Source organism: Alcaligenes sp. YSL9, assembly GCF_030515105.1.
In the GTDB taxonomy this organism is placed as follows: domain Bacteria; phylum Pseudomonadota; class Gammaproteobacteria; order Burkholderiales; family Burkholderiaceae_B; genus Alcaligenes; species Alcaligenes phenolicus.
Genome location: NZ_JALXJU010000003.1, coordinates 579,805 through 592,848, shown reverse-complemented (window position 1 = coordinate 592,848; position 13,044 = coordinate 579,805). Strand labels below are relative to the sequence as shown.

General features: G+C 57.2%; 13 protein-coding genes. 5 read left to right on the top strand and 8 right to left on the bottom strand.

The window, feature by feature from the left end:
- Positions 1-33 precede the first annotated feature (33 nt).
- A complete protein-coding gene (locus tag M2Q46_RS15340) occupies positions 34-1,269 on the top strand; it encodes a methylated-DNA--[protein]-cysteine S-methyltransferase (RefSeq protein WP_239054672.1) in 1,236 nt (411 codons plus the stop codon).
- Positions 1,270-1,330: 61 nt separating this feature from the next.
- Here the strand turns inward: M2Q46_RS15340 and M2Q46_RS15335 are convergent, their stop codons facing one another.
- The 8 genes from M2Q46_RS15335 to M2Q46_RS15300 form a co-directional block, all read right to left on the bottom strand.
- Entirely contained in the window at positions 1,331-1,822 is a 492-nt protein-coding gene (locus M2Q46_RS15335; protein WP_026484397.1) for a glycine zipper 2TM domain-containing protein, read from the bottom strand.
- A gap of 57 nt (positions 1,823-1,879) precedes the next feature.
- Positions 1,880-2,821, bottom strand: coding sequence for a carbohydrate kinase family protein (locus tag M2Q46_RS15330; RefSeq protein WP_239054673.1), 942 nt, complete (start codon positions 2,819-2,821; stop codon positions 1,880-1,882).
- Between the two features lie 8 nt (positions 2,822-2,829).
- The gene (locus M2Q46_RS15325; RefSeq protein ID WP_203145444.1) at positions 2,830-4,077 is read right to left on the bottom strand and encodes a zinc-ribbon and DUF3426 domain-containing protein; all 1,248 of its coding nucleotides are present in this window, start codon (positions 4,075-4,077) and stop codon (positions 2,830-2,832) included.
- A gap of 24 nt (positions 4,078-4,101) precedes the next feature.
- Positions 4,102-5,022, bottom strand: coding sequence for a 50S ribosomal protein L11 methyltransferase (gene prmA, locus M2Q46_RS15320; RefSeq protein WP_009460614.1), 921 nt, complete (start codon positions 5,020-5,022; stop codon positions 4,102-4,104).
- Between the two features lie 96 nt (positions 5,023-5,118).
- Positions 5,119-6,468: an acetyl-CoA carboxylase biotin carboxylase subunit gene (gene accC, locus M2Q46_RS15315; RefSeq protein ID WP_302357589.1), complete on the bottom strand. Its 1,350-nt coding sequence runs from the start codon at positions 6,466-6,468 to the stop codon at positions 5,119-5,121.
- A gap of 4 nt (positions 6,469-6,472) precedes the next feature.
- Positions 6,473-6,925 (bottom strand): acetyl-CoA carboxylase biotin carboxyl carrier protein, encoded by a 453-nt coding sequence (gene accB, locus M2Q46_RS15310; RefSeq protein ID WP_009460610.1) that lies wholly within the window; start codon positions 6,923-6,925, stop codon positions 6,473-6,475.
- 86 nt (positions 6,926-7,011) lie between these two features.
- Positions 7,012-7,446 carry a type II 3-dehydroquinate dehydratase gene (gene aroQ, locus M2Q46_RS15305; protein ID WP_009460608.1) on the bottom strand — a complete coding sequence of 145 codons (435 nt, stop codon included), beginning with the start codon at positions 7,444-7,446 and terminating at the stop codon, positions 7,012-7,014.
- Positions 7,447-7,607: 161 nt separating this feature from the next.
- Positions 7,608-8,072, bottom strand: coding sequence for a TlpA disulfide reductase family protein (locus M2Q46_RS15300; protein ID WP_302357588.1), 465 nt, complete (start codon positions 8,070-8,072; stop codon positions 7,608-7,610).
- 141 nt (positions 8,073-8,213) lie between these two features.
- Between M2Q46_RS15300 and mpl the strand changes: the two genes are divergently transcribed.
- Genes mpl through M2Q46_RS15280 form a run of 4 tightly spaced genes read left to right on the top strand, consistent with a single transcriptional unit; the run spans position 8,214 to position 13,000 of the window.
- Positions 8,214-9,578: a UDP-N-acetylmuramate:L-alanyl-gamma-D-glutamyl-meso-diaminopimelate ligase gene (mpl, locus tag M2Q46_RS15295; protein WP_239054675.1), complete on the top strand. Its 1,365-nt coding sequence runs from the start codon at positions 8,214-8,216 to the stop codon at positions 9,576-9,578.
- A 28-nt stretch (positions 9,579-9,606) separates the two neighbouring features.
- On the top strand, positions 9,607-10,194 hold the full coding sequence (locus M2Q46_RS15290; RefSeq protein WP_026484405.1) for a YqiA/YcfP family alpha/beta fold hydrolase: 588 nt from the start codon (positions 9,607-9,609) through the stop codon (positions 10,192-10,194).
- A gap of 41 nt (positions 10,195-10,235) precedes the next feature.
- Complete coding sequence (locus M2Q46_RS15285) at positions 10,236-12,125, top strand: ribonuclease catalytic domain-containing protein (RefSeq protein ID WP_060186661.1); 1,890 nt, start codon at positions 10,236-10,238, stop codon at positions 12,123-12,125.
- A 5-nt stretch (positions 12,126-12,130) separates the two neighbouring features.
- The gene (locus M2Q46_RS15280) at positions 12,131-13,000 is read left to right on the top strand and encodes an energy transducer TonB (RefSeq protein WP_009460600.1); all 870 of its coding nucleotides are present in this window, start codon (positions 12,131-12,133) and stop codon (positions 12,998-13,000) included.
- Positions 13,001-13,044 lie beyond the last annotated feature (44 nt).

Below are 13,044 nucleotides of genomic sequence, written 5' to 3'. Positions count from 1 at the left end.
ACTGGCCTCACCACCAATCAGCAGGCCACTTCCATGACTCGCCTTCCATCAAAACCAGACACATCCAGCCGCTATCGCGAGGCCGAACAATTCCTGGCCGCACTGGACCCCGACTGGCAAGCGCTGGTCGCCCACGTGGGCCCTTGCATCCACCAGCCACGCCCCGAGCGCGACCCTTACGAAGCCCTGATCCGCTCTGTTGTGTATCAGCAGTTGCATACCCGTGCGGCTGAGCGCATCCTGCAACGCCTGATTGATATCTATCCGCACGGCCATTGCCCAACGCCCGAGGAAGTGCTGGCGACTCCGTATGACACCCTGCGCGCTTGTGGCTTGTCCGGTGCCAAAGCCAATAGCATTCTGGGCCTGGCCCAGGCGCGCCTGGATGGCATCATTCCCGACCAGGCCACCGCTTTGCAAATGCCGGATGAAGAGCTGATCAAGCAGTTGACCACGCTGCGCGGCATAGGTCGCTGGACGGTGGAAATGATGATGATGTACACGCTGGAGCACGAAGACATTCTGCCTGCGGACGACTTTGGGGTGCGCGAGGGCTATCGCAATTTGAAGCAGCTGGACAAGGCTCCCTCAGCCCGTGTCTTGCGTGAAATTGGCCAAGCCTGGGCACCCTACCGCAGCGTGGCTTCCTGGTACTTGTGGCGCATGCCCAAACAGGCGCCAGTATTGGCGCCTTCTTCGAACGAGCTACATCGCGCTCCGCGCTCGCAGGACAAGACCGTTCGCCAACAAACTCCAAGTAGTCGTCTTTATTTTGCGATTGCCCAATGCAGCTTGGGTGCATTGCTCGTTGCCGAAAGCGAGCGCGGGATTTGTGCGATTTCCCTGGGCGATGATGCCAAAGTCTTGCTGGAACAGCTGCAAGAGCAATTCAAGGCCGCTGAGCTGATCGAAGCCGGTCCGCAATTCAATCAACGAGTGGCCCTGGTCGTTGCCATGGTAGAAAAGCCAACTCTGGGTTTGGATCTACCCCTGGACATCCAGGGCACCCCTTTTCAACAACGTGTCTGGGAGTTTCTACGCCATATCCCAGCAGGCCAGACCTTGAGCTATACCGAGATTGCCGAACGTCTGGGCATGCCCAAAGGCGCCCGTGCCGTGGCACGAGCCTGCGCCACCAACACCTTGGCCATTGCCATCCCCTGCCATCGGGTCGTGCGGCAAAGCGGGGATCTGGCAGGCTATCGTTGGGGCCTGGAGCGCAAGAAAACCTTGCTGGAGCGCGAACGCGCCCAAAAGGCTCAGCGCTGACAGGCATAAAAAAACCCGGCCAATGGCCGGGTTCTTTATGCACAAAGCACTAAGGCTTTGATTACAAGGGCACCACGCGAGTTGGGCCATTACCACTAAGCATACGTACACGCTGACCAGCGGACAGAGGTACATCGGCTTCCTGGGCCACCACACGGGTTTCGCCATTATCCAGTTGAACCGTGATTTCCAGACCCTGGGTCTTGCCCATGCGGTTTTCAACCGCATTACCAACCAGACCGCCCAGAATCGCACCACCGATACTGGCCAGGATGCTACCGCGGCCACCACCAATGCTGCTGGCAGCGACACCACCCAAGGCTGCGCCACCCACGGTGCCCACGCCCGAGTTCTGGTCTTCCTGAATAGTGACGGCGCGTACCGACACCACGGTACCCAAACGCACGATCTGTTCGCGCTGAGCCTGACCGTAGCTGTACACCGAGCTGGATGCCGATTTATTGGCACAACCTGCCAGCAAAAACACGGGGGCTGCCAGACTCGCCACTACCAGCAGACGCACTTTGGGTCGATCGAAAAAAGAAACGTACATACGGTTTACTCCAAAAAACGTAGCTGGCCGAATCATAAAAAACTATCGAGCGCTCTTTTACAGACTGCGCTCAATACCATAGTGCTGTTTTAGCATGGCCGAGATATCTGACCGTTTAAATTCATGATTTTGCGGGCCATCCGCCTGAATTTTAATACTGCCCATCAAGTTACCCAAGCTGCAAGCCTCCTGCCAGCTCCAGCCTTTTGTAAGACCATATAACAAGCCAGCGCGATGAGCATCGCCACAGCCTGTGGGATCCACCACATTTTCCACGGGCACAGGGGCTATCTCGTAAGTCTGACCATTGTGATAAAGCGTGCTGCCATGCTCTCCACGCGTCACGACAGCGGCTTGCAAGCCCTGGGCAATCTCGGCCATGCTCTTGGAGGTGCGCTGCTCGATAACTTCGGCTTCGTATTCGTTAGCCGTAAGAACTTGACACAGTTCCAGCATCTCCAGCAGGTCCTCACCCGCGAACAAAGGCATGGCCTGACCCAGGTCGAAAATAAAGGGCGTACCCTGCGCATGCAGGTGACGGGCATGAGCAAACATGCCGTCTTTGGAATCCGGAGCCACAATGCCCCATGCCGCTTCCTGACCAGACAAATCGATCTGGGCAGAATTGATCATGGCGCCCGGGTGGAAAGAGGTGATCTGGCTGGCGGCCAGGTCTGTGGTGATAAAGCACTGAGGGGTGAACATCTCGGGCATCACACTCACCATGCTGGTATCAATACCCAGGTTCTGCAGACGCTCTACATAATCCACACCGTCGCTGCCAACAGCCCCCACAGGAACAGGCTGGCCACCCAGCATGTTCAAGGTGTAGGAGATATTACCTGCACAACCGCCCCACTCTTTACGCAAGCTGGGCACAAAGAAGGACACGCTCAGGGTTTTGATGCTGTCGGGCAAGATGTGATCTTTGAAGTACCCCTCGAAAACCGCGATCGTATCAAACGCGATCGAACCACATACCAGCACTCGCTCGGTCATAAATTACCTTAAGGAAAAAAAGGGCTAATCTGGTAGCCATTAACTTGGAGCTGCCCGGTATTCAAAGGCAGGCGCACCATGATTTCACTGCGCGCTGCAAAAGCAGGCTCACGTCGCTCGGAAGCCAGGTACTGATCGGGCGTAATATTGCGCCGGGCGATCAAGGCTCCGGAAAAATCTTTCAAATCCAGTACCAGCGTAGGCCACTCCTGGGGCCGTTCAAACTCGTTGCGCAGCGTAAAGCCCAAGGTGGACTGTCCGGGCTGATTCGGCGCTTTATGCAAGGCCGAAGCCTGCACGCGAATCTGGTCCAGACGGCGTTCGTAGGGAACCTTGCACGACAAGGTCTGACACGCGCTCTCGAACACGGGACGCAGCATGGGTATCTGGCTGACAATCTGTACGCGATACACGTACATCAGCTGCACGACGAACAGGACAACACCCAGAACGCACAAGCTGGTCCAGATCAGCGAACCCACACGCTGACCAAAGCTGGCTTCGCCCTCATAACGTGTTTCGCGTTGCAAGGCTGGGTTGGGATCAATGACCCAGTCCTGCTGAAAATCCTCGCCATCACTATCATGCGTACCATCAGCCTGACGCGAGGGGAAAGAGGCGCGCAAGGCACTGGCACGATCGCCCACACTGAACTCAGGCTCGGCAGCCGACCACGATGCCTGACCAATATGATGGTCCCCATCTGGCTCAGAAACAGAGCCGGTCGATACGAAAAACGAGGTGTCCTGATCATCCTGTGGCAAAGGCTCGTGTCTGGAGCGGGCGCGAATGACTGACGGCTCTACCGACTCAACCGCAGGCTCTGCCGGGCGGACAAAAGGCTCGGTAGTTACAGTAGCAGGCGCGGCCGGAGTGACAGGTGCTTGTGTCAGGATGGAGTCGGGGAATTTGCGTACCTGCAAGGACTCGTGGGCCGTGCCTTCATCACGCGGCGGGGCGTGACGGGAGTGCTCCACAAATCGCGGCCCCGGAATGGGCGCTTGCAGGTCCACCGACTGCACCTGTTCCTGCCGTGGCGAAACAGGTGGCTCGGGCGCCAGACGCGGCTCGATCTGAACCGGCGTGGCAGGGGAATGATAGGAAGGCTCAGGGGCTTGCTCATCAATGACTTCTTCAAAGCCATCGAAGATATGCGCACATTGAATGCAGCGTATATAGCCCCGGCGGCGTTGCAGCGTTTCTACACTGGCTGCAAACGATGTCCCGCAACGGGGGCAGCGAGTCTTTAGCTCCATGAACTCACCTTAAGTTCTGCCGTCTTATAACGGGCGTTGACCAGCCAAACACACCCAGCCATCGCGCTCCTGCCAAACCGACATGGGCAAGTAGGAGGAATAGACCTCGATCATTTCCTCGGCCTGCCAATCGTAAATACCGGACAGGATCAAATGCCCTCCCGGTTTGACACGGTTGGCCAGCATGGGAGCCAGCATACGCAGGGGATTGGCCAGAATGTTGGCGACAACCAGATCCGTTTGCCCGGCGGGCATGGCATCGGGCAGCAAGCCTTCAACCTCGACCTGATTGACTTGCGCATTGTAGCGCGTGGCAATCACGGCCTGCTCGTCAATGTCCACACCAACCGTATGGCCAGCACCCAGCTTGCGGGCGGCAATCGCCAAGATACCGGAGCCACAACCGTAGTCCAGCACGGTCTGACCCGCTTGCACATGATGGGCCAGCCAATCCAGACACAAATGCGTCGTGGGGTGACTGCCGGTACCAAAGGCCAGGCCGGGGTCCAATTCAATGCGCACCAGGCCGTCATCGCCTTCCTGGGCGACTGGCAGGTCCTCATCGTCTTTGTGCCAGCTGGGCACGATCAGGATACGATCGCCCACCGGGATGGGACCAAACTGCGATTGCGTCAAACGAACCCAATCCTCGTCGGGTACTTCGCGCACGCTCCACTGGGCCTTTGCAGGATCCAGCACACCGGCTTCAAAAAGCGGTTGCAGCAACTCTTCTGGCTCCAGCTCCTCGGGCAGCAAGGCCACCACCCGATTTCGATCCCAGGCCAGCACATCCGGTTCGATACCAGGTTCGCCAAACAGGGGCTTTTCCTGGTCGGTATCACCATCGGCATCTTCCACCGACACCGACAAGGCGCCCGCCTCAAGCAAGGCATCGGACAAGCGCTCGGCCTCGTGTTCCTGGCAGCTCAGTAAGAGTTCACGCATACATAGTTTCCATAAAGCAAAACAGGGGGCTCGCCCCTGTTTTACGTAGTCATCATCCTTGTCAGGTCAGGCCTGTGGCCTGACCTGTTGCTGCCCTTACTTGCTACGTTGGGCCAGCTTTTGTTCCAGGTAGTGAATGCTGGTGCCGCCTGTCTTGAAGCTGGCGTCCTGCATCAATTCCCGGTGCAGATCCACGTTCGTCTTGATCCCTTCCACCACCATTTCGGACAAGGCAATGTCCATACGGGCAATGGCTTGCTCGCGCGTCTTACCGTAGGTAATCAGCTTGGCAATCATGGAATCGTAGTACGGCGGCACGGTGTAGCCGGTGAACACGTGCGAGTCGATACGCACGCCAGGGCCACCGGGAGTGTGCCACTTGGTAATCAAGCCCGGGCTTGGTACGAAGTTGAATGGATCTTCCGCGTTGATACGGCATTCGATCGAGTGACCTTCAAACTCGATGTCACGCTGGCGCAGCACGAACTTCTCGCCTGCGGCCACTTTGATCTGCTCCTGGACCAGATCAATGCCGGTGATCATTTCAGTGATGGTGTGTTCGACCTGAATACGGGTGTTCATCTCGATAAAGAAGAACTCGCCGTTTTCGTACAGGAATTCAAACGTACCAGCACCGCGGTAACGCATGCGACGGCAGGCATCGGCACAACGCTCGCCGATGCGTTCGATCAGGCGACGTGGAATACCTGGAGCCGGTGCTTCTTCAATCACTTTCTGGTGACGACGCTGCATGGAGCAGTCGCGCTCACCCAGCCAGACTGCATTGCGATCACCATCCGCCAATACCTGAATTTCGATATGGCGTGGATTCTCGAGGTACTTTTCCATGTAGACCTCGGGATTATTGAACGCAGCAGCGGCTTCGGTTTTGGTCGTGGCAACGGCCGTCAGCAAAGCGGCTTCGGTGTAGACCACGCGCATACCGCGACCACCACCACCGCCAGAGGCCTTGATGATGACCGGGTAGCCCACTTCACGGGCAATGCGCACGATTTCTGCGGGATCGTCGGGCAAGGCGCCGTCCGAACCGGGAACCACAGGCACACCGGCCTCGATCATGGCTTTTTTGGCCATGACCTTATCGCCCATCGTGCGGATGTTCTCGGGACGTGGGCCGATAAAGACAAAACCGCTCTTTTCGACACGATCAGCGAAGTCCGCGTTTTCAGCCATAAAGCCGTAGCCAGGGTGAATGGCTTCCGCATCGGTGACTTCTGCTGCCGAGATAATGGCAGGCATGCTCAGGTAGCTGTCACGGGCTTGGGCGGGGCCAATACACACGGCCTCGTCGGCCAGACGCACGTACTTGGCACCACGATCAGCTTCAGAATAAACGACGACTGTCTTGATACCCATCTCGCGGCAAGCGCGCTGGATACGCAAGGCAATTTCGCCCCGATTGGCGATTAGGATTTTTTCAAACATATCATCAACCGATGACGAACAGAGTCTGACCGTATTCCACCGGCCCGCCGTTTTCAACCAGAATTTCCTTGATCACGCCGGACTTGTCGGCTTCGATCTCGTTGAGCAGCTTCATGGCTTCGATAATGCACAAAGGCTCGCCTTCCTTGACCGTCTGGCCCACTTCCACAAAAGGAGCAGCGCCTGGGCTAGGAGCACGGTAGAACGTGCCGACCATAGGAGCCTTGACGGCGTGGCCTTCGGGAACGGCGGGTGCAGCGGGAGCTGCGGCAGGAGCGCCAGCGGCGGGGGCTACCACCTGGGCTACAGGAGCCTCGGGAGCATAGACCACGGGAGCTGCCGAGCTTTGCGAAAATTTCACAATGCGAACCTTGTCATCACCTTCAGTGATTTCCAGTTCGGCAATGCCAGACTCGGCTACCAGATCGATCAGGGTTTTGAGTTTTCTAAGATCCATGCGTACTTCCCGCAACGCCGCACTAGCCACTGACTGGGTCAGGACGGCATTAAAAAAATATTGGTCAAAAAAACGAAACGAACCGCCTAACTATTCAAAGCAAACCGCAGCGCGGCTTCATAACCGTAGGCCCCCAAACCAACAATGACACCGCTAGCGATGTCAGAGAGATAGGAGTGGTGACGGAACGGCTCACGACGGTGAACATTGGACAGATGCACTTCAATAAACGGAATACCGACACCGGCAAGCGCATCCCGTATCGCCACGCTGGTATGGGTGTAGGCCCCAGCATTGATCAGGATGAAATCCACGCCCTCGGTACGGGCTTGATGAATTCGATCGACGAGCCCGCCTTCGTGATTACTTTGAAAAAAATGACACTGCGCGCCATGCTGGTCGGCCAGCACCTGTAAACCACTGTTGATATCGTCGAGAGTCTGATGTCCGTAGACATCGGGTTCTCGGGTACCCAGCAGGTTGAGGTTGGGCCCGTTAAGGACCAGGACATGTTTCGCCATAGCGGATTTTTCGTCAAGACAGACCGCCTTTTTACGCTAAATAACGTCATTTGTCCATAAACCTGCTTGGCTTACAAACAGTTAGCATTGGTCCCATCCCGTTTGAAACAGGGGTGGACCAGACCGACAATTTGACGAAATTAAGCGAAAAAGTCGGCCAGTTAGCGTTGAGCTTTAATAACTTCGTCCAACTTTTCGGGATCTATCTGGCCCAAAATGCGTTCGCTGACCCGGCCATTGCTGCCAAACACGACAGTAAAGGGCAATCCGCCCTTTTTATTGCCCACGCTGCGCATTTGTTTCAAGCCACCCGAACCAGCCAGCAAAATGTCGTAACTGACCGGCACGCGTTCCAGAAACTCTTTCACGTTATCCAGCGAGTCCACTGCAATACCCACAAAGTTCACCTCGGGGTAGCGTTTGTGCAGTTCCTGCAGATCCGGCATTTCCTTGACGCAAGGTGCACACCAGGTCGCCCAGAAGTTGACCACCAGGGGTTTGCCTATATAAGTAGAGAGCGCACGATCTTCGCCCCGAAGATCCTTGAAGCTTTGCGCCAGAAAGGGGTCTGAAGGCAGCAAACTGGCCCAAGGGGCGGGATGCAGGGCCAAAAGACTTGCACACACTAGCGATTTCTGCAGAAAAAGACGCCTACGCATACCGGCTCACACCTGAAAAAATATCATCTGGGGATGATAGCACCGGCCCTCACCAAAGCTCACGCATCAGATCAAACAGTCGTCTAGAATACAGGCCGGAGGATTGTCATGCACATACATATACTAGGAATTTGCGGCACATTCATGGGTGGTCTGGCCCTGATTGCCCGCTCGGCTGGCCATACGGTTACCGGTTGCGATGCCGGGGTCTACCCGCCCATGAGCACGCAGCTGGAAGAACAAGGCATTGAGCTTATTGAAGGCTTTGGCGCAGAGCAAACCAGGCTGTCCCCTGATCTCTATATAGTGGGCAACGTGGTGACGCGCGGTAATCCTCTGATGGAAGCCATTCTGGATCAGGGTCTGCCTTATACATCCGGCCCGCAATGGCTGGGCGAGAACATTCTGCACAAGCAGCACGTTCTGGCCGTGGCCGGCACGCACGGCAAGACCTCCACCAGCTCCATGCTGGGCTGGATACTGGAGCAGGCCCAGCTGTCCCCCAACTTCCTGATCGGTGGCGTGGCCCCCGGCCTGGGTGTGTCGGCCCGCTTCAATCCAGAACAATCCTTGTTTGTGATCGAGGCCGACGAATACGACACCGCCTTTTTCGACAAGCGCTCCAAATTTGTTCACTACCGCCCCCGCACGGCCATCCTGAACAATCTGGAATACGATCACGCTGATATCTTCCCTGATCTGCACGCCATCCAGACCCAATTTCACCATCTGGTGCGTACCATCCCCTCCACCGGGCTGATTCTGCGTCCCACCCACACCCCCAGCCTGGACGAAACCCTGGCCCGTGGATGCTGGACGCCGGTTGAACAGTTTGGCCCCGACGGAGATTGGGACAGCAAGGCAATCAGCGCCACCTCTTTCGACGTGATGTTCAAAGGCCAGTCCCAAGGCATCGTCCAATGGACACTGACCGGCGAACACAATCGCCTGAACGCTCTGGCCGCCATCGCCGCTGCCCACCATGTGGGCGTCAAACCTGAACAGGCTTGCGCGGCACTGAGCCAATTCGCCGGCATCAAGCGCCGCATGGAAGTGCGTGGCGTGGTCAATGACATTACCGTCTACGACGATTTTGCCCATCACCCTACCGCCATTGCTACTACGCTAGCCGGTTTGCGCAGCCAGACAGGTAAAGCCACCCGAATTCTGGCCGTGCTGGAGCCACGCTCCAACACCATGAAGCTGGGTGCCATGGCTGCCCGCCTGCCCGGTTCGCTGGAAGATGCCGACCTGGTTTTTTGCTACGGCGAGACCCAGGGCAAGCACGCGCTGGGTTGGGATGCGGCCAAGGTCCTGGCTCCTTTAGGGGATCGCGCCACAGCGTGGAATGATTTGGATAAAATGGTTCCGGCCATTGTTCAGGCCAGCCAGCCCGGCGATGCCATTGTCGTGATGAGTAACGGCAGCTTTGGCGGCATTCATCAGCGCCTGCTGGATCAACTGTCACGCTGACCCTCTTATCTATATAGCAGGTGCCTCCATGATCCTCTATCTACACGGCTTTCGTTCCTCGCCTTCGTCCTACAAAGCGCAGCGCCTGAAACAAACCATGCAGGACAGGGGCTTGCTGCACCTGTGGCGCTGCCCGCAATTGCCCGCCAGCCCGGCCCAGGCCATTGCCATGTGCAAGCGCATTGTGGACACGGAAATGCAGGCAGGCATGAGCGCCGATCAATTGTGTGTGATCGGCTCCTCGCTGGGCGGTTACTATGCCAGCCACCTGGCGCAGCACTATCACAGCCGCGCCGTGCTGCTTAACCCGGTGGTCTACGCAGGGCGCGATCTGGCTACGCAGGTGGGCGAGCATGTCTGTTATCACTCGCCCGACCCGTTTCACTTCCTGCCCGACTATGTGGATGAGCTTAACGACATTCACGTACCACGCCCCAGCGATCCCCAGCGCTTTTACCTGCTGGCCGCCAAAGGTGATGAAGTCCTGAACTGGCGCGAGATGGCGGACTGGTACAAAGGCAGCCAAGGTCACATTCTGGAAGGCGGAGATCACGGCCTGACCGACTTTGATCCCTGGATCGACGAAATTTTGCGCTTTGCCCTGCAACAACCTTAACTATCTTTACCGGATGGCCAGCACCATCCAGATGGAAAATCATGTACGTCCTTTTTGAAGACAGCGGTAATTTCAAAGCAGAAAAAATATTTTCTGACAGCGATACCACCATGCAAGTGGAATCCGCGTCTGGCAAACGCAGCAAAATAAAGAAAAACAGCGTTCTATTTACCTTCGAGCAGCCCGCCCCGGCAGAACTGCTGGAAAAAGCCCAAGCGCTGGCCGAATCCCTGGATATCAATTTTTTATGGGAATGCGCCCCCCAGGAGGAGTTTGAAGCGTCCACGCTGGCACAGGATTATTTCGGTCACGCGCCCAGCGCTGTCGAAAAAACCGGCACCATCTTTGCCCTGCACAGCGCACCCGCCTACTTTCACCGTCGTGGCAAAGGGCTGTACCGCCCTGCTCCGCCAGAAATTTTGCAAGCCGCTCTGGCCGCCATTGAAAAGAAACGCCTGCAGCAAGAGCAGATCCAGACCTGGGCCGCACAGATGATCAAGGGCGAACTGCCGCCCGAAGTTGCCGAGAAAGCCAGCACCTTCCTGACTCAGCCAGACAAGAACACGCTGGAGTGGAAAGCGTTTGATCAGGCCCAGAAAGAACTGGGTGTCAGCACGGAAAAGCTGCTGCTGTCGCTGGGTGCCTGGTCCAATCCACTGACTTTGCATCAACATCGCTTTTTGGCCGCGCACTTCCCCAAAGGGACAGGCTTTCCGGAGATTGCCCTGCAAAATTGGGGGCAGGACCTGCCCGAGGCCGATGTCACCGCCTACTCGGTGGACGACGCCAATACGATTGAAATTGACGACGCCCTGTCCGTCCAGCATCCGGAACCGGGCCGCCTGCGTATCGGGGTTCACATTGCCGTGCCTTCGCTGGCCTTGGCTCGTGGCAACGAGATCGACCAGATTGCCCGCAATCGCATGGCAACGGTATACACACCGGGCTACAAGATCCCTATGCTGCCGCCCGAGCTGATCGCGCATTTCTCCCTGGATCAAGGGCAGACTCGTCCTACCCTGTCGCTGTATGTAGACGCCGACATCAGCACTGGTGAAATCCTGTCGCATCAGACTCGTCTGGAACGCATTACCGTGGCGGGCAACCTGCGCCAACACGAGCTGGACCCGCTCATCAGCGAAGAAGCTCTGGCCGACGAAAACGCCGAACTGCCCTATGCACAATGGCTGCGTCCGCTATGGAACTTCTCGCGCCAACTGTCAGCCCAGCGTGAAGCCGTGCGAGGCAAACCGGAAAACAATAACCGTGTGGAATACAGCTTCGAGCTGGATGGCCCGCACGACGATCCAAACTCCATCATTCGTCTGGTGCCACGCGTGCGCAATGCGCCGCTAAGCCTGCTGGTGGCTGAATACATGATTCTGGCCAATCAGCTGTGGGGCGGTTTGCTGGCCGAGCACAATGTGCCCGGTATTTACCGCTCCCAGCAGTTCATGCGTACGCGTATGTCCACCACGCCCGGCCCGCACGAATCCATTGGTGTGCCGCAATACATCTGGTCGACCTCGCCTCTGCGCCGTTATGTGGACCTGATCAATCAGGGCCAGATTCTGGCGGCGGCCGAGCACGGCATCTCCGCACGTCTGGCCGCCCCCTTCCAGCCCAAGGATGCGGATCTGTACGCCATTATTGGCGCCTTTGAATCGCAATACACCCAGTGGTCGGACTACCAGTCGTCTCTGGAGCGCTTCTGGTGCCTGCGCTGGCTGCAACAAAACGACATCAAGCAAGTCCAGGCCAACTTCATCAAGGAGGATCTGGTGCGCCTGAGCAATGCGCCGCTGGTTCTTCATGTCCCCGGCCTGCCAGCACTTGAACGTGGTCAGGAAGTCACGCTGGATCTGTTGTCCTTCGACGAACTGGCTTTGACGGTGGAAGCCCGTTTGCGCTCGGTCGCCACGGCTGACTGACGATCATGACCAAGCTCGACCGCCGCCACGCGCCCAAAGACTATTTGTGGCTGGCGGTCGCCCTTTCGGCACTGATTCATCTTTTGCTGATCTTCTGGCCGGCTCGCGCGCCCTCGCCCGCACCAGCCAACAGTCTGGATGTAGCACTGGTCAATTTCAGTACCGACTCGGCACCGTTAAGTCCCCAACTGTTAGCGCAGTTGAATCTGGATGGCGGCGGAGAGCATCAGCAAGGGCAAGCCAGCAATCCTTTGCCGCTGACCGATCCCAATCTGCCGAATCAGTTAGTGCTGGAAGCCTTGCGTGCACGCCAGCAAAGCCTGGAAGCTGAACAGCAGCGCCTGCTGGGCGAGCTGGAAAGTCAGGACAAGGCACCTTTGTCGACACCCAGCTTTGAATATATTGGCGCGTCCATTGAGCCCGGCCCGGACGACCATGATCTGGACCCACAAGTGCAAAATAGCCAACTGGCGATTTTGCGTGAGCAGATTCGTGAACAACAACGCCAACCCCGCTACCACTATGTAGGCCCCAGCGCCAAAGCCAGCGAACAAGCCCAGTACCTGGATCAGTGGCGTCAAAAAATTGAGCAGACCGGCACCCGCCACTATCCGAAGCAAAATGGCGAGCAACTGTACGGTCAGCTGCAAATGACAGTCTATATCCGGCGCGATGGCAGCCTGCTGCGTGCCCAGATTACTGAGCCTTCAGATCAGGCCGCCTTGAATCTGGCGGCCCGCCGCATTGTGGAACTGGCCGCCCCCTTCGCCCCCCTGCCCGAACAAGTGGCTCCTGGCGCGGATGTACTCGTCATTACCCGCAGCTGGAGTTTTACGCATGACAGGCTCAGTATGCACGGCACGGATGTGCAATAAGATCGTATTGTCCACAGCAAGCTCTGGCAAAAGCAGACCCTAGG